The organism is Parapedobacter defluvii, from assembly GCF_014642075.1.
Taxonomy (GTDB): Bacteria; Bacteroidota; Bacteroidia; order Sphingobacteriales; family Sphingobacteriaceae; genus Parapedobacter; species Parapedobacter defluvii.
Genome location: NZ_BMIK01000001.1, coordinates 110,461 through 133,996 on the forward strand (window position 1 = coordinate 110,461; position 23,536 = coordinate 133,996).

A 23,536-nucleotide genomic window follows, 5' to 3' on the forward strand; every position below is an offset into this window, starting at 1 on the left:
AACAAAGAAAGGATTTATTTTAGCTCAAAGTTCACCTGACGTCGGTTTTTTTGTTTGGTATCTACAACCAAACGGCCGTTGGTAGAAATCTTGACGTTTACCTGGTCGTCACCAATCAATTCCAATGCGATGGAGACGGTGGTGTGGCCAAGATGGATATTTTTGAGTGTCAGCCTTGGTAATTGCTCGTTCAATTGCGGGGTAATGTTATAGGAACTGAATCCGGTTTGCTCGATGCCCAGTATGCCTTCCAAGAAAATCCGGCAATAGAGTGCACTTTCTGCGGAAAGATGCCTCATGTTGTTTTCTGGAAAAGCTTCAATGGCATAAGGAACGTGGTCCCCCAATAGTCGCTTGCGTGAGTATGCTGCAAGCTTCTCCAATGATTTTTCGAAAAATCCGGCTTTGAACGTTCCTCTGAGCGCATATAGCGTTCCGCGATCCCAGAAAACTGTGTGTGCTTGCGGCCCGGGTTGGTGTTCCACGAGGACACCGTTTTCCGTCCACATACTGTCAAGTAATGCTGTGGCAGTTGCCTCGGCTCTGGTATTGATTCCCATAACCAAGGGTAGGCAAATCCAATGTCTCAGTCGGTCGTTCCCCTCAAAATAGCGATACGTATCAAGCCCCTCGATGGCGGAGCCGAAATGGTTTTCGATATTTTTTTCCAGCTCCCGCTGTTGCCGTTTGTAAGTGTTAGATACGTTTTTATACCCCAGTTCCTGCGCAACGTATGTGGCATATTTGAGGCCGCCGTAGTAAAGAGAACTCGTAGCCAGATTGGCATTTCCAGTAGCGATTCTTCCTTCCATTTCATCCGTCTGCGAGCGCACAACACCATTTTCATCCAGTTTGCTATGGCAATAGGCGAGGCTCCATTCGATGAGCGGCCAAAGGGATGCAGCCAGCTTTTTGTCGCCCATGCGCAGCAGGTATAAGGACGTGCCATAGGCAATCATCGCGGCGTCGCCACGGTCTTTGTTTGAGGATTGGATATCGCCTTCGATCTCAAAAGAGTAGGGAATAGGCTTATCTCCTTTAGGAATGTGTTTCAAGAACATCCGGTAAGCATTTTCCGCGGCAATAGATCCTTTTGGATAGCCAAGGAAGGGGAAAAAAGGCCCACTGTATTCGACTTGGTCATTCGCCCAGACGCCGACGTAATAATTGCCACCCCCCGGCGAATGAACAAGGCCCATCTTCGAATTGAAAATACTTTCGGCGGCCCGGATTTTCGAGAAATAGAACAGTTGGTCGAGTACAGGATTGGTGGTTTCGAGCACGAGGCTTTCCTGCATGGTTTCCAGAAACGCATCCCGCTCGTGTTCCGCGGCTTCATGGCTGAATCCATCCGTAGGTTCATCGTTAATCGCGGCTACGAAATAGATGCCGAACCGATAGGATTGGCCTGCAGTTAAGCTTATGTGGTCATGGGCATCGCTATAGACACGATTGTGGTAGGTGCCTTTATATCCCGGTAATGCTGTTGATGCTGTGGTATTGCCTATGTGCAACTTTTTGGCATCTCGACCGATGTTGGTCAGTGTCCACTGCTCGACAAATAGCCGGTCAGTCATCGAGGGGAATAGTGTGCGAGTCAACACGATATGGTTTACGGGCGTATGGTAGATGATAAGCTTACCGGCTATCCGGACCGAGTCGACTTGATCGAAAACGACGGTTTTTAAGCTGTCGGTGATGGTGGGTTCGATCTCGGACGAGTAGGTAAGCCTTCGGTAAGCCCGATACTGCTGCCAGTTAACACCGTTGGTACGGTCATACGTGCGTAGTTGAGGGAAAATGAGGTCGCGTGTGACAGTAAGTTGTCGCTTTTCATTGACAGCATAGTAAATGATGCCGGAGACCTTGCTCCCAGACATTTCGATGTTATCGCCGTGGGGGAGCCACGATTCGCTGCTAACATCCCATACAATGCTGTTGCTATCCGAAATATGCCAAAATTCCGGATCCGCTGCCTGTTGTGCCATGGCACTTGGCCATATCGCCAGGCATATCAGCAGTAAAAGCATATTTTTGTTAACGATCATTACCAATTTTTAAGGTCTTTTATAAACGGAAGCAAGGCGTCTGCCATCTGTTGGTGTTCTTCAAGGTTCGGATGCCAGTCGCTGCCGTTGGCATCGATGGTGCCGAAATGGAAATAGTGTATACGTTTATCAATAGCGGCAAACTGCGCATAGACGGCTTGTACATACGTTTGAAAGGTTAACGTGTTATCACCGGGTAAGGTAGGCCCCGAAGCACAAATGATATCAGCTTCGGGATACTGGGTACGCAACTTTTTTACAAAATTTACATAGGCATCCACAAATAGGACGCTGTCCAATGGCTTTACAAGGTCGTTTGCACCAAGTTCGATAACGACCACATCGGGCGGGTTGTCGCGGTAGTTCCACCGTGCCCCACTACCTACTACAATTTCGTCATACAACTTGGGTTGTACGAAATCCCGGTCGCCACCGTATGACTGGTACATGCCGATGCCCGAACGGCATATGGCCACATAGTTGGCATTGAGCGCGCGCGCAACGATTGCGCCGTAGGCTAAGTAGCCATTTTCTGTCCGGTACTCGAAATGCGATTTCCGGCTTTCACCCTCATTGCCATACCCGCAGGTAAGCGAGTTCCCTATGAACTCTAAGGTTCTACTAAGTTTAGGAATGAGGAGTAGCCCTTTCCCTTGGTCAAGGACAAAGCCTGCAAACGAAGTATTGCCTCCATGCCATTCCGTGCGACGGGTAATGGAGATGCGGTGTACCGTATCCGGGAGGTGTTCGGCAAGCTGGTAAAAGCCCGAAGAGTCGTTGGATTCGAAGGTGAAAAGGCTATCGTCTAGGTTGACTGTAAACCAATTCCGCAGGCTGTCATCCATGAGTTTGATTGCTACGGATGTGCCGGTAAAGCCTGCGCTGATGGTACAGCCGGAATACATAAAACGGGGCATTTCAGGATTTGTGAAATCAAACCGGCCGACATAGTTGATTGATTGATCCGTAGCTGGGATGAGCCGCCTGGGATGGTCAGTATGTTGACAACCCGTCAGTGATATGTGCAGGAATATCACAGCGAGGGCATAGATTAGGTGACGACGAAACAACGTTACAAGCATTAATGAATAGAATATCAGTTCGTTATTGTGTGTTTGCCTTCCCCCGACCCACCGGCGTTGAAGGCTGGCCGGGCAGGTAGTTTTCGATATCGATCACCGGAGGAAAATTGCTTTTCCACCAAAAACTCTCTTGCGTTCCCTCAGGAAACGCACCCAGGTTTTTACCGGCTCCGTCTTTTGCTGGGGTGCTCTCCTTCAGTCGAAAGTCGCCTTCAGCTGGATTTTCAAAGAGTGGATCGGCGAGAATCGCATGTGTACCCGTTATGGAATACACACTGTCCTTGAGCCAGGTATGCAAGTAAATCGGATAGTCTATTGTATTGATATCTTGGATGAGGTTGCGACTGATATCGATTGCCTGTGAAACGGCCCATCCATCCTTAAACCGCGCTGTGTGTCCGATTTCAAATGGAAAATTATGTGCAAAAATGTTATTGCTGATACGGACATCACGCAGATTGGTTGAAAACAGGTAGCAACCTCCGCTCAGCCAATATTGTGGGTCGCCGGTGAAATCCTTCCCCCATCCATTTCTGTAAAAGGTATTGTTGTAGATTGCTACGTGTTCGCGCATATTATCTATACCCCATCTCGAAAAAAAGATACCCGTCGCCCGGTTGTTATAAACCAGGTTATGGTGAATTTTGAGGTTTTTCGTATTCGGTCCATCTTCCGAGGATATGGCGATACCCGACTCACAGCCATGTACTACGTTGTGGTACATTTCGATATGCGCTAACTGCCCAAACCATGCGTCGATATAAAGTCCCTGTCGATCGCAATCGTGCACATAATTGTGGTGCACCGTACCGAAAGAGGCTGTTTCTTTCACATCTATTCCTTCTTTGCGGCAATCATAGACATGGTTCCATGCTACCTCGAAATGGTGAGGACCCGCCATGCTGATGGCTTCATGTGGGGCCTCGTGTCCCGTATAAGGTGTCCAACTCATCTTCATATCGTTGGCATTAATCACTGTATTGCCTAATACCCGGATATATTCGCAGCGTTGCCAAGCAGCAATACCGGGCGAAAGGCTATTTTCTGATATACAGTTGACCACATCTATGTGGTGACTTTCCTGAATGTTGATGCCGGCACGTCGTGAGTTGCGCACGTGGATATTGCGTACACGTACATAAGCAGCACGCTCAATCTGGATCAATCCATTATTTCTTGGGTATATCCCTGAATCAGGGATATTAAAGTTCAAACCATCCAAAATTACCTTGGCTCCCTCCGCTCCGCGTAGGGTGACCCAGCCATCGACCGTTCCTTTTACCGTAATCGTTATCGGGGCATCCAGGTCATAGGTCCCCTCAAGAAGGGTAACCGTTTCTCCCGGACCGAGCCGATCTACCGCCCGTTGAATGGAGCGCAGCGGCTTTTCCTGTGTTCCCGGATTGGCATCATTGCCTGTCAGTGAGACAAACAGTTCCCGTGGTTGTGCAACTGTCTGTGCAATGGTTGCCAGTGTGATAAAAAAAAAGAATAAAGAAATATAGCGTGTCATTGTATTTGTATCAGCTTTTCAAGATGTGGATAAATATTAGTTTGCTTGTCGACGTGAGCGGTATTCCGTTACCGTTTCCCAGGCAATTTGCTGTAATTTCATGGCGATATTACCCGTAAGCTTTACAAACGGCCTTCCATCAAGGTGATGCAGTTCATCTGTCAGCCCAATGGGACTTCGCTCAAACAGCGTCGCATAGTGGATGCATGCCGAGAAATAACGTAAAGTGTCGTTTACGTGGATGTCGTCTGTAAACATTTCCCGGATTGATCCCACTCCGGGTACTTCACCGCGATCGATGGCGTCCGACAACCGACCTAATCCCTGACCTACCGGGATTAGTTGCAGCGGCTGCTGGGGGTCTTTGCTGTTGAACCGCTCAACGACCGACTCCCACATGGGCAGATCGTCTTTCAAGCGTTCGGGAAACGGACTTGCATCCTTATCGTGTGGACAAGCAGTGGGCTTGCCGCTATTGATGCAATGCCATACCTCGTAGAGGTAGGGTTTCACGTCCGGGTTAAATTGTCGCGCATAGTTGTAAAAACTGTCGACATAGCGGTAGGTGTCTTCGATATTGCCCCAGCCCTCCCCATAATACCTGGGAATGCTCTCAGTCATAACCAAATGTGTATAGTCCCCCGAAGGCAGGCCATCGTGGTCATCAAAGAAATGATATAGATGCGCACCTCTATCAACAACTGCAGGATCAAACACTTTCGCCATTTCCCGGTCTGTATGATCCATATAACCTGCATTTGTTTGCCGTAAAAATTGGTTCCACTGGTGCCGCAACGGAGTGCCATTGATGCGTTGATAACCGTAATCAAACGATATCAAGTCTGTACCTTTCGCGAGCCCCCACACCATTTCCGGTACGCCATCGCTGAGGCTATGCCCTAGATAAAATGCATTGACTGCCACCTTTTCTTGCGCGGATTGTGAACATGCCGCTGCTATAAGCAGCAAAAATGCGGTTGCAAGCGGATTAATCATAGCCAGGATTATTACCCGAAGATGCCATCAATGGGTTGGTGTTCATTTCGCGCTGCGGTATGGGATATAATAAATGCTTCGGTGCTTCAAATTCAAAATTCTGTGCATCGTAATTATATCCGAAGTCTTGTGCCGTCCATGTAGACAGGTTGATAAAACCAGCCATGTGCCAGCTTCGCAAGTCAGTCCACCGGATTCCTTCCTCAGCGGCCAGTTCAATGAAGCGTTCATGCATAATGGTTGCCATCGATACCGCCGTAAGGTTTGCCGGCGAAGTTGACGGGCTACCATCTTCTGTCGATCGCCGCGCCCGTTCACGGATATCGTTGACCTGCTGAAGTGCTGCCGACGTATTTCCCGTTTGCAGGTAAGCCTCAGCGGCCAGCAGTTTCACGTCGCCATAACGCAGTAAGCGTGTGTTATTGGTTGAAGAGATTCCCCAAACTTTTTCGAACCAGCAACGACCCGGATAAACGTATTTCATCAGTTGGTAGCCATCAAACTTATCCCATGGGGGTGTCGGGATGTTGGTATCTCCATTTACATTGGTGGTAAAGTTGGCAAAGGTATACCCCTTTCTGGGATCATCCGCTTCATAGGCATTTATCAGTTTCTTGGTTGGCCCATAGATTCCCGATACATAGTTCCCCCAGTGGCTTGTGCTGTAATGGTACATCGCTCCCATCTGGCCCACACCTCCTCCAAAATTGTTGTCCAGCCAGGCATTATCCTGGTCGGTCGCGTGACTGGCCTGCAGTTCGAAGAGCGATTCAGCATTATTTTCGTACCGGTAGTCGAAATTGTTGGCAAAATGTACCAGTTGCCGGGTAGTAATCTTTTCAAAGGCCGTGATTGCTTTCCCATAATCAGCTGCATTTGCTTGATTATATCGAGCCCGTAGTGTATAGCATTTTACGAGCATACCGTATGCGCTCTCGTTGAATACCCTGCCCCGTTCCGTTTCCAGTGGCCAGTACGTCTCATCTGGCAACAGTGTAGCCGCGAGTTCAAGATCTTCAATCGCTTTGTCTAATAGCTGGAATCCCTCTGAAGGAGGTAGCACGGCATCTGCGATTGTCCGTATACGGGTATCCTGCAACGGCGCTTTACGAAAGAAATCCCACAATCGGTAGAAACACCACGCTCGTACAAACAGTACTTCTCCTTTGTTGATTGCGTTTAGCCCTTCCGTGGTGTACACGGCTTTCACGGCCTCTTCCTCAAGCTTTTCGAGCATAAAATTGCAGCGATAGATAATCTGATAAAGCCTTGTCCACAACATATTTACCTCACCGTTTGCACTATTGAGACCCGAAAATGCTTCCATCGCCCCGCGACTGGCATCTTGGTGGGTGATATCATCACCTGGCAATAAAAGTATTTGATGAATACCTCCACCATCGTTGAGTAGTGGGCCATAGAGATTATGAAGTCCCGCATAACAAGCCCCCACACCTTCTTGTACCCGTAATTCCGACTCGAAATATTCACTCTCCAACTCAGCGGTTGGCTTTATGTCGAGGTTTTTTTCACACGAAGCAAGCAAGAGCATTGCGCCGATCACGAAGATTAAAAGTCCGCTATAATAGTTAACTCGTATCATGTTAATTGTTTGGTTAGTTGGTTAAAATTTAGCTGTTAATCCAACAAAAATGGTCCTGGGAATCGGGTAAGCATCGTTTTCCGGGTCAAGCCCGGTATACCGGGTTAGGGTAAATGCGTTTGACATCCCGACATAAATCCGTGCATTTTGGAAATATTTCTTATCCAAGCTAGTTGTCCACTGGGGCAATGTGTACCCCAGTTGCACATTTTGCAGGCGTAGGAATGCAGCGCTTTCAAAGAAAAAATCGGAGTAGCGGAGGTTTTGTACAGGATCACCGAAAACCAAGCGCGGATAGGTGGTCGACGGGTTCTGCGGTGTCCAGGCCTCATACACGATGCTCGTCACGTTGTCACCTTCGGTGGGCATGAACGTGCCTGCTTTGATCCCGTTGTATTTCACCACATCGCCAACCCCGGTAAATTGCATATTCAAGTCGAAACCTTTGTACTCGGCATTGAGGTTGAAGCCGTAGAAAAATCCGGGAATAGACTTTCCGACATAGACCATGTCATACGAATCGATCTTTCCGTCGCCACCTTCTGAGTAAAATTCATTTTCGTTTTTCGGCGCACCCCTCAGGTCTCGGAAGTAGAAGTCGCCAGCGCCAACCCGCGAGCGCTGGTAGTTTACATCTTCGTATTGAGCTAGCCACTCCTGCGCTTCCTGATCGCTCTGAAAAATCCCGTTTACCTTATAGGCTTTGTGGTAAAACATGGAATACCCCTCTTCCACTGTTCCTCCCGAGGTAGGTATTCCTTTATAGGTCTCCAATACACGGTTTGCGGTTGTGGTTAAGTTCGCGCCAATGCCGTATCGGAAATCACCTAATTGCTGTTGCCAATTGAGATTAAATTCGAACCCTTGGTTCTGTACCTTAGCCACATTAGCTACCGGCGTTTCGATGATACCCACACTGGAGGGTAGGTCAATCGCCTGCAAGATCCCGTGTGTTTTCTTGTAGTAATATTCCGCGGTAAATCCGAGTCCCTTAAATACCTGCGCATCAAACCCGATGTTAAATGTTTCTGTTCGTTCCCAGGTCAGGTCACGGTTGGGTATCCCAAAAATAGTGGCTCCTTCGTAAAACACGCCTGATCCGGGCCGGTTATCCTGACTGGCGTTGCCGAATGCGTAGTGGGGGTTTCGGGAGATGGCGGATAGGTACGCCATATCGCGCACTTCCTGGTTGCCAAGCTGCCCCCAACCCGCGCGTAGCTTCAGCTCATCGATCCAGTTTGCCGATTCCATGAAGGGCTCGCTTTTCAGTCGCCAAGCTGCAGAAAAAGAGGGAAACGTTCCCCATCGGTTTTCCGGTGCGAAGCGCGCACTGCCATCGCGACGTACCGTAGCATCGAGGTAATACTTGGCAGCATAGTTATAACTTAGTCGAAACAGGTAGCCCTGTAATGCCCAACGCATTTGTTCGCTGCCAACAGATGTATAAGCCCGCTCACCGCCTAGATTGCGCAGATAGTCCTTTTTTGTGGTCATATACTCCGTACTGGCAAACTTATATTTGGCGTCATACTTTTGGTCGGAAAAATTGAACAGAAAGTCCAGGTTATGTTCGCCAAAGGAATTCGAATAGTTGACCATTAATTCTTTGACGAGGTTGTTATTCAGCACATCACGTTCCTGATAGGACCCCACCGATTTTCCTCCGCCCAGTGCCCTCGGATCGCCTGCTGTATAGTCAAATACATTTGCGTCGTAGTCAGCGAATTGGTATCGGCTCGTAATATATCGATCGAGCCCCATTGTACCCTTTACGGTCAATCCCTGCAAGGGAGTCAGTTCGAGATATATATTGCCCATATTGCGCCAGGAGTCATACGGTGAATCGTTTGAATTCATCCGGCCCACCTCATTGATGCGTGTACCCTGGCCATACAACTTCTGATTAGAATAGCTCCCGTCCGGCTGTATTCCACCTACCGCATTGGCGTACCCGTTGTAGCTCGGAATACCCGACTCAGCATAGATCGGTTGCCAAGGTGCGCTCCGGATTACGTCAAAGTAGCTGTATACACCGTCCCGGCCTTTGGCGTTCACCAACCGATAGTTTATTCCTGTTTTTAGCCACTCGTTAATTTTGGAATTCAACTTAAATGAACCTGAATAGCGTTCTAACTGATTGACCAATATGGTGCCTTCCGTGTTTGTATAACCAACCGAAAAATTGTAGTCAGTGTTATCATTACCCCCCGATACCCTAATCGAGTAATCCTGCATCCCCGCATTCTTATTGCGTACTGCGTCTTCCCAATTGTACGTCGGTGAATTACCTAGATAACGGTCACTTGTTGGATCGAAGCGTCCCACATTATCTTCCATTGGCAGCCGATCAGGGTCTGTTGCAAATATGCCTTGTACAAAAGATGTGTATTGGGGAGTGGTCAGGAAATCTAGATCCTGTGTTAGGTTCTGTGCACCCAACCGAGTGCTGAAATCGATCGTCATCGTTCCTTTCCGACCCGATTTGGTAGTAATCAACACTACGCCATTTGCGGCACGCACACCGTAGATAGCGGCTGCTGAGGCGTCTTTTAGTACAGATATTGACTCGATATCATGAGGATCAATCATCGACATGATGTTTAAGGGACCCCGTACGTCAGTAATCCGGTCATTTTCACCCTCTACACCTGCCCCCATTTCGGTTACCGGTATGCCGTCAATCACGAATAGTGGATCGGAAATTCCCCAGGTATTGGTACCACGGATACGGATCGTGGGTCTCATCATTGGGTTTCCAGAGGTTCCCGACACCTGCACACCGCTCATCGTTCCCTGCATAGCCACTTCGGGGCTCATAGCCACCGATTTGGTAATGGTTTCTGTATCGATACTGGAAATGGCTGAGGTGATATCCTTTTTCGAGCGTGATCCGTATCCGATGACCACCACTTCTTCCAGATCGCTTACGGATGCACTCAGCGTCACATCGACTCTGTCGGATCCACTTACGGGAATTTCCTGTGGTGTGTATCCGAGCATAGTAAAGACCAGGGTAGCGTCAGCTCCCGGTATCACGAGGTGATATTTCCCCGCGTCGTCCGTGGTGGTCGCCAAAGCCGCTCCCTTTACGGAGACAGATACACCTGGTAAGGGCTTGGCATTGTCATCAACCACCGTACCGGACACGGTCTGCTGTACTATCTGTGCCATACTTTCTACGGTGCCTTTGGTCTGTATTTTTTTGGAGTTCCTTGGCTTGGAGCTTACTAAAATCGTTTTGTCTTCGATTTTATAGGTAAACGGTTGGTCTACAAAGAGACGTTCCAGAAACATTTCCAACGGCATATTTGTCACAGAAATCTTCACGGAAGCGCTATGTCTTAATTCCTTGTAGTTGTATAGGACAACATAACCACTCTGCTGCTCGATGGTATGGAAAACCTGTTCGAGTGAAGCACTTTTGGTGTTCATCGTGATGATTTGGGAATAACTGCGGGCCTGCAACTGCAAGCACGAGATTAGCAGTAATACATAACTGACCTTGATAACCATAAGGGCTTGCCGTAAAATAGATTTCTTGGTATATGGCCCGGGAGGTAGGCAAACGCCTTCCAAGCCTCGCTTTTTATTCATAACTTTGTGATGCTAAGGTGATACTTTGTGAATCGATCCGATATTCGCATGTGAACCGACGGCATATTGGCGGGGTAAGTGGTGTCGACACTTCCCTGCTTTTTCCATCCTATCCGGTGGTTCTACGTAGGTGTTTTGTGCATAATTTCCCTATTTAAGTTTATAAATCAGCATTTCTTGCGGTATTGGTCGCGTACAGTACAAGTGTGCGGTCTGCTTTCAGCTCGGATCTGATCCCGAAATCCCGTTCTAGAAAATCGAGGAAAGTCGACAATCTTACTCCTCGGCTCATTTTACCGCCCAGATATCCAGTCGGTTTCGGCCCTTCATACCGAACACGGATGTCATACCAGCGTTCAATCTGCTTCATCGCCTCATCGATACCTAGTCCATGAAAATTGAACAAGCCGTCTTTCCACGCTATGGCGGTGCGGGGATCGATGGAATTCACGGCTAAGTTATTTTCTTGATTACCGATGACACTCTGCTGGTTGGGTGCGAGTATCCGGCTTTCGCCTTGTGTTACTCCACCAGCTAGGATATTCACCCGTACCGAACCGGTTACCAGTGTTGTTTTGGTAACCTCATCATTGCTGTACGCACTGATGTTGAACGATGTACCTAGTACTGCTACCCGTTGCTTCTCTGTGTTGACGACGAATGATCTATTGCGCTCTTTGGTCACTTCAAAATAAGCTTCTCCCTCAAGTTTTACCTCGCGTATGTCGTCGCCGAATGCCTCTGGATAGACAAGGGAGCTGGCTGCATTCAGCCATACTTTTGTACCATCTGGAAGTGAGAGCTGGTATTGTCCGCCCTTAGGCGTAGTGAGTGTTAGCAATCGGGTATTGGCAGTCTGTTTTCCCTCATCCGCTGTTAACGCGATCACTTCTGTGCCATCTAGATATCGGATTCCGTTTCCGACTGCAATACCCTTCTGTGCAGCGCTCAGGTCAACTGTCCGTCCGTCGGCCAATGTCAATGTTGCACGATCGCTTCCTGGAACAATCTGTTCGGCGCTGATCAACGATGTCCTGTTATGGCGATCGGTATCCTGCCAAAAGTAGAAGCCTGCCGCCAGAAACAGGAATATGGTCGCCGCTGCTACCGATAATTTCCACCCTATCACGCTGCGTCGTGCCGACCTACCAGTCGGAGTTATCGCGACTTGTGGCGTGGCTGAAACTTTTGCCAGCAACTCAGGGTATAATTGGGCAACGCGCTCGGGAATAAAATCTGACTTGGTAACATCAGCTTGGTTGTCTAAGGCCTGAAGGATAGTTGCCTGAAAATCCTCATCTTCCAGCTCAGTGAGCGCCGAGAAAAGCCGATCAAATTCCTCGCGGCTTACCTGTTTATTTAAGTAAGCAGTCAATAGACTGAGTATTGCATTGCGGTTTTCCAATGATAATAAGTTTATAATTCGTTTATGGATCTATACGCCCCAACCAGAAAAACACACTATTGGAAAATGAAAGAAAATTGTAAGCTATTGATGTACAGATCAATCAATGTAAAATGAAAGTAGGAGGGAGACGGCAACCACGTGTTCGCCCTGGGCAGATCGGAGTATATAATTTTTGATTTCCTTAATCGCCTTAACCAGTTGGTTGCTGACGGTGGAAACAGAAATCCCCATCAATTCGGCTACTTCTTGGTAACTTTTGTCTTCCAGTTTGCACAATATCAGAATCTGCTTCCTTTTTGGAGGTAGCCGTTCTATAGCTGTAGAAATGAGCTGCTGCTGTTCCTTAGCCAGAACTGTTTCCTCGGTATGGAGATAAAAGCTTATGGTGCTGGCCCATAGTTCCTGTTGCAATGCTTTATCCCGGCTTATTCTACGGAAGACATCAATGGCTAAATGATCCGCAATGCGGTATAGGTAAGTTGTGAATGCCTGTTCGGGGTCTATGTGTGCTCGTTTTTCCCAAAGCTTTAAGAAGGTGTCCTGCAGAATTTCTTCTACGGTGTCCGTATCTTTCAATAGGCGTAGCAACCGTCTGTAAAGTACCGGAGCAAAGGTTGCGTATATTTTTCCAAAGGCCGTAACATTCCCGTCACGCAGCAGGCGTAGTAAGTCGGTATCGACTTTCGGCAATGGATGTGGCATAATTGGAAATTTTACCAAACATACGTTTTTTTTGGAAAAAGTAATCCGACTGCCTAGTTAAAGAACTAATTCCCCGGATTCCTCAGTACCATATCCAATGATTTGTTCTTCGCCAATGCCACCATTCCAATCTTTGGCATTTGCGGCATTTTTCGATTTCAGATCCGCCAACTGTTCCAGCGCTAATGCATATTCTTTTGTGTCAGCGCCATTGCCGAATGTGCTCACGTCATTACCATATAGAAAGATGAGTCTGTAGTTTCATATCCTCCAGATTAATGACGAAGTCTACGTCTTTCTGGTTAAAGGCATCGACGGCTTCGTGTAATTTGGTTAACGATTTCCGGTAATACCGATTAATATGCGTGTTGCAGTCGCAATATTGTACATCTGCTATCAATCCAATTGAAAGGATGGGTTGTTGGCCCTCATGTATTGTATCCTGGTTATCGAGCAGAGGCGATAACCAGGATAACAAGAGATTTAGAATAATATATTTCATTTCAGACTCCCATGCGAATGTAGTGATTTGGGGAGAACTATAGGTTACTTTACTCGGTCGGTTCTGAGTGAAACAGGAGAAAGATAATCCTTTCCGCCCAACAAAAGCACAAAGTCAATTAATTGTGCCATGCCAAAGATTGACGGCCTCACCCCGTCCCCATAAGGTGGGAAACCCGGCACGTATTGTTCCGCGAAGATTGGTCCTGAACGCACGATGTCTCTTACGCCGCATTCCATCAATTGACGTGCTTGGGCGCGATGCCCCCTGGCCAATAGCCCCCGGGCTGTAAAAGCCATTTCGGGATATTTGGGCATCGGAAATCCCGCAAAATTTTCCCCCGGATCAAACTGTTCATTGAATAATTTCATCATGCCCGTCAATTGAGGATAGGTCAACACGTCTATCGCTAGGCCGCTGGTCACCCAGATAGCGTGCCCCGCGGCCCGTCTCTTCGTCTCGGTGTCGTAGAGCTGAACGGGAATGGCATCGGGTTGTTCCCAAAACCAGCTTAAATAGTGATTGAAAAACTGTTGACGTTTGGCCGTCCACATCGTTTGGTCTGCAGGTAATGCCAGTATGGAAGCGATGGTATCAAGTGCTTGCAGATCAATAAGGGCAGAAACAACAAAGTCTGCATCTTTTTGTGTTTCGCTAAGCAAACTCACTTCTTTATAAACCCACATGGGGTAACGAAGCCGCCAATTCATATACCGCTTTAACGCAGGATAGTTTTGTGCGAGCTTGTCTTTATCGCCGGTCAGACGATACAGCAGCAGCGCGGTTTGTGCTTTTCGCGAAGGCAGGCTCTCCCCACCCAAAACTCCGGTATCATCGACTAACGACATTAATCCACTGAATGCTGCCCAGGAAACCTCCGGATCGATATAGGCATACAATTGCATGCCGATAAAGCTCTCCCATGCTGCGGAAAAGGGAGCGTCGGAATGGCCTTCTGCCCAAAGCGACGGTTTACCCGTGACAATTTGCGGATAAGGAAAATTAGTCGGATCTGAAGAAAGCACATTCATTGCCAGAAATACCCAGGCTTTATAATACGCCTTTCGAATATCGGCAGGTTCGACGCCTTTAGATTCCACCTCGTGAATGTCAAAATGGGAAGGATGAGGCACCGATTTCAATAGGTCATCCCAAAATAAACGGCGCTTTTGCAGTTGCTTGCCCACAATAGAGGGATTGGCAGTTGGTTGTTGTGCCCGTTTAATAAGTGAGTCTGTGGGTAGATAGGGATCTGCAAAAGAATAGGAAATAAGGATATTTGTATCGGGCGAGGAATCAAAAATGCCCGATACGGACCAATAGCCGGTTTCCGGGGGCGAAATAAGCGGGTTTTGACCAGCAACAAGATCCGTATAATTCCGATAGAACGTTATTTCTCCGGCCGACGGAAGCTTGAAGGAAACGACATAGTTATAATGCCCGGATTGGATAAGCAACGTGCTGCGGTTTATTTTTACAAGTGCACCGTTATATTTTCCACTGGTTACGATAGGACTCTTGCCCGGCTTCGTGACCCGAAAGCTTCGAACAAGGGTTTCGTTGTCATAAAGGAAGTCGAAGCCGGCAATGCTTGTTCCGTCGGCATAGCTTCCTTGAAACGAAAGTTGATGCGGCTCCCATTGCGTATGGAATTCATCTGCCATAAAAAGGCTCTTCTTTTTTATACCGCGGAGCGACAGATGGCTCATCACCATGTCTGTGCCTCGTCCGATCAGATAGATAGTCAGTTCAAAAGATTGCCGTCCTTTCCATCCCGTTTCGGCAGGAATATCGAAACAGTACGTTCCTGTTCCTGTGTTTTCTTGCCTTATCGTCCGATCTGAAGCGTCTCCCACGCGATGGAGTTTGACCGCCCAAAGAGACGAAGCTTGGGGAATAACAATTTCCAGATAGCGTGAGTCATCCAGGTCAGCGGTAATAGGTTCCTTGAAACGAAGCGATTGAACATCCTGTCGTGTCTGTTTGCTGATATGGGCTTCCAAGCCCTGCTCAGATACTTGTACCGATATGCCATCACTGGGCTCCCAGATAGACGGATCTTCAAGAGAAGCCTGCCAGGTTACGAAGGTATGTCCCGGAGATGCTTGCTGAAGATGCAGCACGTTGATATCCGGTAGTTCGCGATGGGGGGCACGTGTACTCAGATACCCGGCATTCAAAGGAATCATGGGACTGTTGCTGTATGCCGAGGCGTTTTTTTGCCCCGGCGGAATCCGGAAATTGTACGGATTGATTACTAAGCGCGAACCGGGTAAACTCAAATCCCTTCGTTGATCTGGCCCGCTCTCCTCCAAATCGCTGCTGCGGGGTATCTGGGCATGCGAAGCGGCAATACCCGAAATTGCCAAGAGAAGCAGCGTCGCTATCTTTATTCGGTGATACATTGAAGTATGATGTCCTGTTCCTGATAAGTTTTTAGCCAACCATAGGTCAGCGACTGTCCGTTGGGTCCTTCGATGACGACTTGAATGTTGGAGGAAACTTCCCCTGATAATCCCGTTGCTTCGGCAAAATTCCAATAGTAAATACGCGAACCGTCAGAAAGTTGCTTGTAGGTTCCGTTTTCGGGACGAAGCACATAGTCGGCAAGGCCGTTATAAAACTTCAATAACCATACTCCGTCGGTGGGTTCCTCATATACGCGCATTGCGAGATAGGGATATTCGTCTAAATTGAACAGTTGATCCCATTTCACCGCAATCCCATATCCATCGTCGTTATTTCGGGTGATGGTCAGTTGACCGGGGGCACCGGGTACGGGCTGTAGTCCATCATAATCCCAGCCATCGACATCCTCCGATGTTTCAAAGGGAATAAAAATACGACCTGGTGATGCCTCATCATCCGGGCAGGAAATACCGATAATGGCTCGGTAATTAATCAGGACAATCGCCGTGGATAAGGCTGGATTCAGTTCATATTGAGACGGTGAATCCAAGCGGATGGCCAGCGCCAGGGTATCATCTTCGTGACCAGCAAGCGCAGTCATATCCAATGACAGCTGGATAAGCGCCCCGTCTTTGCCCTGTTCCACTGTCGCAGAAGGGGGGATGTCGATCATGTCGGGTTCCAGGTCGATCGTATTTGGGAGAGCTCCTTCCTGTTGGAGTTGATGGATGGTGTCTCGGTCCACAACGAGATTGACCGTAAAGGCATCGCGGTTTTTCAGGCCCGATGTGGAAAATCCTAGTGTGATATAGACTTTCTGGTTTTCTTCGTCGATTTTATAGGGATATCGATCCGATTCGGGAATGCGGATGATTTCACCACTACCCGTCCAGTAGATTTTCGGATTTGGGTAATCGTCAGCGATAATATCACCGGTTTTTGTACAAGATAGGAGAAAGCCGATCAGTAGGGCAACAGTGCCGCATATGGAATAAAAGTTGAACGTTGGTTCTTGTTTCATGACAGTTCAATAGTTACTGGTATTCGGAATGTCGGTTAATAATGGATTACCAAAAAGGGTTCTGCACACATTGTCGGTTGCGTTCTACCTCGGTTTGGGGAATCGGCCAGAGATAGTGTTTGCGCTGAAACACCCGGTTTTCGAAAACCACCCGTTTGTATAACAACGGATCTGAAAGGTGACTCCCCCCCTTGATATTAATCCCGTAGAACGGTCCATCATCGGTCTGCTCCGCAATTTTCCAACGCCGGCAGTCCCAAATGCGGAGATCTTCAAATACGAGCTCTGCCCGACGTTCCGCGCGGATGGCATCGCGCATGGCAGACTGCGATGGGGGTGGAGCTATTTGGCCTGGGGCTGTGCCATAGGCGGGTATGCCTGCGCGCTTGCGGATCAGGTTTAGATAGTGCAGGATTTCGACTTGATTACCGGCAAAGTCATATTCATTGAGTGCTTCTGCATAATTGAGGTAGACTTCACCCAACCGGAAAATAATATCTTGCAGTTTTTCTACAGTCACATTGGCCCAGTTGGGATTCCAGACGGTGCTGGGATGAATGAATTTCCGGATGGCATAACCGGTTTTGCTGTAATTATCGCCCACCAGATCTGCACCGCCCGCCCAGAATTCGAATCGGTACGATTGGTTGCCGTCCTCGCCCCGGTTTACCCATGAAGCTCCGTTGAAACTGATCGTAGCATAAAATCGAGGTTCCCGGCCCACGTACATCTTCGAAACTCCTTCATTCCAATACTGGGTGGTTTCTTCGGCAAATCCTTGTTCGGTATAACCCGAACGGGGGTTGATAATGGGGCTTCCATCGGTATTATAACCCGTAATCGGGCGTTCACCATTGGCCATGAAAAATGCGTCAACCTGTTGTTGCGTCGCTCCGTATACCGCTTCTCCTCCGGCCTGGTGGGGGGCACAGTGCTGCCACCAATGCCAATCCAGCAATTCGCCTTTAGGCTGACGACCCCAGATGATTTCCTGGTTCCAGCGATCAAGGAATACGTCCCGATAGGAACTTAGCGGATTGGGCGATCCGGTCTCATCTGTCTTTATCAACAGTCCACTAGGCATTCGGTCGATGACTGCCTTGGCGGCATCTGCGGCAGTTTTCCATTTTTCGTGGTCATAAACTGTGTTAATCAATGGTGTGCCATCCGGGTTCACGAAATTCCCATAGTCTGCATTGCCGTTAAACAGCGGGCTCGCTGCATAGAGAAGCATCCTTGCTTTTGCCGCCAGTACCACCAATTGGTCAACTCTCCCCAATTGCCCCTGATCAGTAATGCGTGCAGGCAGATCGGAAATTGCCTGGTCAAATTCAGCAGAAATGTATTGCACGCACGCGTCGTAGGGCGTGCGCGCCAATTGAAGCGATTCGGGAGGGGTATCGATTTCAAAGGGTGTTTCTGCGAGGACGACCACCGGGCCGTACTGCCGCAACAGTAATGAATAATAAAATGCCCGGAGCGCCCGGGCTTCGGCTTTGCGTTGCTTCCGGAGTTCGGCAGACATTTCCTGGCATTCGTCAACCCGTGCGATAAACACACTTGCCGATCGGACACCTTGGTATAGGTATGTCCAGAAATCAAACACAGTAGTTGAAGGCCCCCAGTTACCGATGTTATGCAAATGATTGGCATACATAAAAGATGCACCAAAATCGGCCTCGTCTGCAATGCTCATGAAGCTCCCTTCGAATCCTTGGTTGCCATCACCCAACGGTGGTACAAAGGAATAGACGTTGGCTAGGTACCGCTCGGTTTCCAAGGCTTGGGCAAACACGGCATCCAGGTCCAGCATGTCGTCGGGTTGCCGGTCTAAAAAATTCTTGTTGCAACCGGTAGTTAGGAGTATGAAAATCCCCGCAACCAGCTGTTGTAGGTGTTTTATGATTGTTTTCATGATTTGCGGCTATTAGAAATTCGCGTTGATTCCCAGATTGAATGTTCTTTGTATGGGATATTTCGCGCCGGTATTGCCCGACGAGCCAGCCCCGAGTTCGGGATCCCAAAACGTAAATTTGCTGAAAGTCAAAAGATTGAACCCTGACAAAAAGACACGGAAAGCATCAATTTTCAGTTTTTGGCTTAGCTTTTTCGGTAAAGTATATCCTAATTCCGCTGTCCGAAGCCTCAAATAACTTGCATCGCGTTGCCACCAGGTGGACGGCTGGACATTGTTTGTCATCCCACTGAATCCGAGGTTGGGGAACAATACGTCCTGGCTTGGATTTTCCGGAGTCCATCGGTCTAAACCGTGTACCTGTAAATTCCCGTTTAATCCATCCATGAATGGATACCAGCCTCCGCCAAAAAGCATGAAGTCCATCATGCCACTTCCTTGGAAAAAGACGGAAAGATCAAAATTCGCATATCCCAGGCTCATTCCGAACCCATAAATGATGCTGGGGTTCACGGGGTTGCCGATGGCCACGTAGTCGTCGATATTCACGATGCCGTCCCCATTGACATCCCTGTACCTGATGTCGCCCGGAGATACCTTACCAAACGTATGCGCCGGGATATTGGGCAGCAGAACGCCTTCCTGCGGATCTGCGAAATCTGCTGTCGTAAATAATCCTTCGGCAATGAGCCCGAAAGGTTGCCCGAGCCGCTTCCCTTTTTCGGCGCGATAAGCCCATATCGGTGTAGGTTGATCGTTTTCAATGATCCGGTTTTTGGCGTACGTAAAATTTCCACGGAATGTGAGGTCCAGCTTGCCGAATTGGCTGCGGTATTCAAGGGAAGCGTCCACACCTTGATTTTCCATGATACCAATGTTTCCCCAGGGATTTTCTTTGACTCCGAAAATGGCAGGCAGCGAATTCCGTTGTAGAAATATATTGCGGCGCTCGCGTCTGAAAAAGTCTGCTTGCAAATAGAAACCGTGAAGGAAACGAGCCTCTATTCCGGCATTGACTTCCCTTTCCCGTTCCCAAGTGAGGTTGGCACCCCATTCTTCTTCACCCCTTCCGGGGATCGTCACGGTATAGTCCCTGCCAAAAGTCCAACCTCCATTTCCTCCGCCGACGGTCGTCAGGTAGGCAAATCGTCTCCCCCCGATTTGATCGTTGCCCTTTTCACCGATGGAGCCGCGGATTTTCAGGTACTCCAATGCATCGGAAAACCTACCTGCTTTATAAAAGGGCTCTTCCGAAAGAATCCAGCCCAATGCTACCGCCGGAAACAAGCCGAAGCGATGCCCTTCTGCGAAATTTTCGGATCCGTTGTACCCGGCACTTGCTTCGAGGTAGTATCTGTTTTTAAAGTTATACGATAGGCGCCCTACATATCCCTGAAGCCTGAACGGAAGTGCAGAAATGCTATTGCTGGCGTCTGCATTGACAAAATCCTGTTGATTATATAGCAAAAGGCCGGCAAGACTGTGGTCCCCGAATTGCTGAGTATAGTTGAGGTTCGCTTGAAAGTAGATGCGGCGGTTTCCACCGGCTCCCTTGCTAAAGCCCAAATCCTGGATTCCGACCACCGTTTGCTGAAGCATCAACTCGTTGTTGTCATCCCTTCCCCGGGCAATGTAAAGATCTCCCATATCGCGGGTGCGCTCAATATTGTGCCAGTTATAGGCGTCAAACGAGAAAAGCCCCTGGACACTCAGGCCCTTTAAGAGGTACGATAGATCGTGCCGGGCATTGACATTTGATTGGATTGAACTGTTCCAGGTGGTTTGGAATCCACGGTTGACCAGGTCATGGTAAGGGTTTCGCACCACACTGCCTGTCCCTGCAAATAATTTGTTATCGGAATTATTCGGGTCGGGATACCAGGCTGGAAACGTAATGCCATTTGTTTTAGAAATCAATTCCCAAAGGTTATCACTGGATGTGCCTGGATAGTTTACCGTTACCAGATAGCCACCCAGGTTTAGCCCGACGTCTGTATACGCACCTAGCTTAACATCCGTATTTGCCCTGAAATTATAACGGTTGAGGTTTGTATTTGTATGATAGGCGTTGAGATTGTCTTCCTTCCACATCCCTTGTTCGTTCAGTAATGAGCCAGAGATATAGTATTTAGCTACTTCCCCTCCGCCGGTGACGTTCAGGTTGGCGCGATTGCTAAGTGTATGCTTCTTGGTCATGAGATCAAGCCAATTGACATCCGGGTAAAGTAAAGGATCTTCTCCTGAGCGCGTCTTATCAATGCGATCTTGACTGAAGTAAGGTTGTGACTCCGGATTGGTGGCCAAATAAGCTTCGTTATATAGTTCCATAAACGTGGCCCCGTCGGTATATTCCGGCCATCGGGTAGCACCTTTGAGCATAGTCTCATATTTGAAATTAATGGACGGAGCTTGGCTGGCACCTCTTCGCGTATTGACGAGGATGACACCATTCGCTCCCCTGATGCCATAAATCGCCGTGGCTGCTGCATCTTTTAGTACCGAAAAGGTTTCGATATCTTCGGGTTCGATATTATTGATGGGACGTTCCACGCCGTCTACCAGTACCAAAGGGTCAGACCCTGCGCCGAACGTGCTGATGCCCCTGATCCAAAACTGAGCGTCGTCATTACCCGGTTCACCCGAACGTTGTACGGCGATAACACCGGCGACTTGCCCAGCCAACGCGTTGTTTAACGACCTCGGTACTGCCGACTTTAAACTCTTAACATTAACGGTGGAAATGGCACCTACTACACTCTCTTTTTTTTGAGTACCATATCCCACAATAACCACCTCGTCGATATCGCTTACTTGCTCTATAAGGGTTACGTCAATGGTCTGTGTCGTTCCGATGACGGCCTCGGTCGGTTCATAGCCAACAGCGGTAAAAACCAGTATTCCTACATATTGGGGCGGTGTGATCCGGTAACGACCGTCAGCATCGGTGGTCGTAGCTAGTGTCGTGTTTTTCAAGTTTACCGTAACGCCTTCGATTGGCTGGCCTTCGTTGTTGGTTACCCGGCCAAGGATTTCCCGTTGGAAGGGAACGGGGGCATTCGATTGGGATTTCTTCTTCCGAATAAGGACGGTCGTGTTCTGAATTTCGTAATCCAACGGCTGGTTTTTTAAACATGCCTCGATCACCGATATAAGCTGTTTGTCTTTCACATCTAAGGTTACCGCAGCAGCCTGATTTAAATCTTCGGAAGCATATAAGAAATCGTAACCCGTTTGTTTTTTCAACAGTTTAAAAACAGATTGCAACGGCGCGTTCTTGACACGAATGCTTACTTCCTGGGCATTTGCCTCAGCGTAAACCTGCATAAATGTGAATAACAAAAGCAGTAATGAAAGCTTCATGGTCAGTAAAACTCTGAAGAGCTTGTGTTTGGTATCGTCATGCAATACCATGTTTTTTCTATACATTTGCATGTTAGGTTAATAGAACAGGATTGTTTACTACACAATTTGAAGATGACCTAATCCGGCAATGGTTGCCGGTACACCGGAAATGCCGCAAACATTTCCGGTTTTTCATAGGCAGCAGATCCGTGTATCGGGTTACATCATGACCGTTACCCTCCTTTCCTTCAGGTTGAAGTGCATACCGCTTAATGATTCAAGGTAACCCAGCAATTCAGCCAAGCCCTTTGATCTGGTATAGGTCCCGCCGAATCGTTTAGAAGGGACCATTCCCTCGAAAACCACATCCACATTGTACCAGCGCGCGATGTCCTTCATAATGGTTCGGATATCCTGATCTTCAAAGAGAAAATCTCCATTTACCCAGGCTATGGCATAGTCCGTGTCTATATCCTTGGTTTGAATGCTTGAGTGTGAGGATGAAAGGGCTTGCTGCCCCGGATTCAGGATTGTTTTTTGGGACCCGCAAGCTACTTCTACCCGGCCTGTAACCAACGTGGTCTTGACCATTTTTTCATCAGCATATGCAGCGACATTGAACTCGGTTCCGGTTACTAAAATATGGGTGCCATTTGCATTGACTTCAAAAGGCATAGCTTTGTTTTTGGCGACTTCGAAATACGCTTCCCCCGTGAGTGAGACCCTACGTTCATGTCCGGCGAAAACCACCGGATAGGTTAACGTTGTGGCAGAGTTGAGCCATACCTTTGTGCCATCCGGCAACGTGATTTGATATTGACCTCCTCTGGGGACGCTTATGGTGTTATTTCCTTCATTCGTTGCCCCCTTTGCGAAACGATGGTCTACCTGGTAATCGATCCCACCATTAGCAAGTTTGGTAATGGCAATTCCTCCTTGATTATATACAGTCCCTGTCTGCGCGTCATCCAGCCAAATGGTTTTGCCATCGGCCAATGTCAATTGGGCAGCATTACTGCCGGGAGCTACCGCTTGCGATATGTAGAATTGCTCAACCGGACCGGAGGAACGGCGAATTAGGTAGATTCCAATCGCTGTTGCGCAAAAAATCAAAATGGCTGCGGCTGTTGCGATCCGCTTGAGCGTGAAAACCGGGCTAATTTTTTTCGGGAATAATTGGCTTTCAATATGGCGTTGCATAGCACGTTTAACCAACTGGCGCTCCGTTTCGTTTTCCCATTCCCAGGTATGGTTGTGAAGTTGAGTAGCAAACCACTGTTCGAGCGTAGCGGTTTCTTTTTCGCTGCAAACGCCCGCTTCATAGCGTGCGAGTAAATCCAGGATTTCCTCTTTATTCATTAGAGCCAATGGTCTATAATCGTTTTGTAAGGAAGTGTGGTT

Annotated in this window: 15 protein-coding genes; all 15 read right to left on the reverse strand. The window is 48.3% G+C overall.

Annotation, left to right across the window (positions count from 1 at the left end; all coding sequences use genetic code 11):
* Positions 1–14: 14 nt before the first annotated feature.
* Entirely contained in the window at positions 15–2,048 is a 2,034-nt protein-coding gene (locus IEX60_RS00390) for a six-hairpin glycosidase-like protein (protein ID WP_188746259.1), read from the reverse strand.
* Positions 2,048–3,130 (reverse strand): SGNH/GDSL hydrolase family protein, encoded by a 1,083-nt coding sequence (locus IEX60_RS00395; RefSeq protein ID WP_188746261.1) that lies wholly within the window; start codon positions 3,128–3,130, stop codon positions 2,048–2,050. Before IEX60_RS00395 ends, IEX60_RS00390 begins: the two co-directional genes overlap by 1 nt.
* 22 nt (positions 3,131–3,152) lie before the next feature.
* Entirely contained in the window at positions 3,153–4,643 is a 1,491-nt protein-coding gene (locus IEX60_RS00400) for a right-handed parallel beta-helix repeat-containing protein (protein WP_188746264.1), read from the reverse strand.
* 36 nt (positions 4,644–4,679) lie between these two features.
* Positions 4,680–5,639 (reverse strand): hypothetical protein, encoded by a 960-nt coding sequence (locus tag IEX60_RS00405; protein ID WP_188746266.1) that lies wholly within the window; start codon positions 5,637–5,639, stop codon positions 4,680–4,682.
* Positions 5,632–7,242: a RagB/SusD family nutrient uptake outer membrane protein gene (locus IEX60_RS00410; protein ID WP_188746268.1), complete on the reverse strand. Its 1,611-nt coding sequence runs from the start codon at positions 7,240–7,242 to the stop codon at positions 5,632–5,634. Before IEX60_RS00410 ends, IEX60_RS00405 begins: the two co-directional genes overlap by 8 nt.
* Positions 7,243–7,263: 21 nt before the next feature.
* Positions 7,264–10,836 carry a TonB-dependent receptor gene (locus IEX60_RS00415; protein ID WP_188746270.1) on the reverse strand — a complete coding sequence of 1,191 codons (3,573 nt, stop codon included), beginning with the start codon at positions 10,834–10,836 and terminating at the stop codon, positions 7,264–7,266.
* A 160-nt stretch (positions 10,837–10,996) separates the two neighbouring features.
* Positions 10,997–12,241 carry a FecR family protein gene (locus IEX60_RS00420; protein ID WP_188746272.1) on the reverse strand — a complete coding sequence of 415 codons (1,245 nt, stop codon included), beginning with the start codon at positions 12,239–12,241 and terminating at the stop codon, positions 10,997–10,999.
* 99 nt (positions 12,242–12,340) lie between these two features.
* Positions 12,341–12,946: an RNA polymerase sigma factor gene (locus tag IEX60_RS00425; RefSeq protein ID WP_188746274.1), complete on the reverse strand. Its 606-nt coding sequence runs from the start codon at positions 12,944–12,946 to the stop codon at positions 12,341–12,343.
* Positions 12,947–13,003: 57 nt separating this feature from the next.
* Positions 13,004–13,174: a hypothetical protein gene (locus IEX60_RS00430; protein WP_188746276.1), complete on the reverse strand. Its 171-nt coding sequence runs from the start codon at positions 13,172–13,174 to the stop codon at positions 13,004–13,006.
* 4 nt (positions 13,175–13,178) lie between these two features.
* Positions 13,179–13,448 carry a hypothetical protein gene (locus tag IEX60_RS00435; protein ID WP_188746278.1) on the reverse strand — a complete coding sequence of 90 codons (270 nt, stop codon included), beginning with the start codon at positions 13,446–13,448 and terminating at the stop codon, positions 13,179–13,181.
* A gap of 44 nt (positions 13,449–13,492) precedes the next feature.
* Entirely contained in the window at positions 13,493–15,853 is a 2,361-nt protein-coding gene (locus IEX60_RS00440) for a hypothetical protein (protein ID WP_188746280.1), read from the reverse strand.
* On the reverse strand, positions 15,838–16,878 hold the full coding sequence (locus IEX60_RS00445; RefSeq protein ID WP_188746282.1) for a hypothetical protein: 1,041 nt from the start codon (positions 16,876–16,878) through the stop codon (positions 15,838–15,840). The genes IEX60_RS00440 and IEX60_RS00445 overlap by 16 nt, the downstream gene beginning before the upstream one ends.
* A gap of 46 nt (positions 16,879–16,924) precedes the next feature.
* Entirely contained in the window at positions 16,925–18,793 is a 1,869-nt protein-coding gene (locus IEX60_RS00450; protein WP_188746284.1) for a RagB/SusD family nutrient uptake outer membrane protein, read from the reverse strand.
* A gap of 12 nt (positions 18,794–18,805) precedes the next feature.
* Positions 18,806–22,153: a TonB-dependent receptor gene (locus IEX60_RS00455; protein WP_188746286.1), complete on the reverse strand. Its 3,348-nt coding sequence runs from the start codon at positions 22,151–22,153 to the stop codon at positions 18,806–18,808.
* Positions 22,154–22,354: 201 nt separating this feature from the next.
* On the reverse strand, positions 22,355–23,494 hold the full coding sequence (locus tag IEX60_RS00460; protein ID WP_188746288.1) for a FecR family protein: 1,140 nt from the start codon (positions 23,492–23,494) through the stop codon (positions 22,355–22,357).
* Positions 23,495–23,536 lie beyond the last annotated feature (42 nt).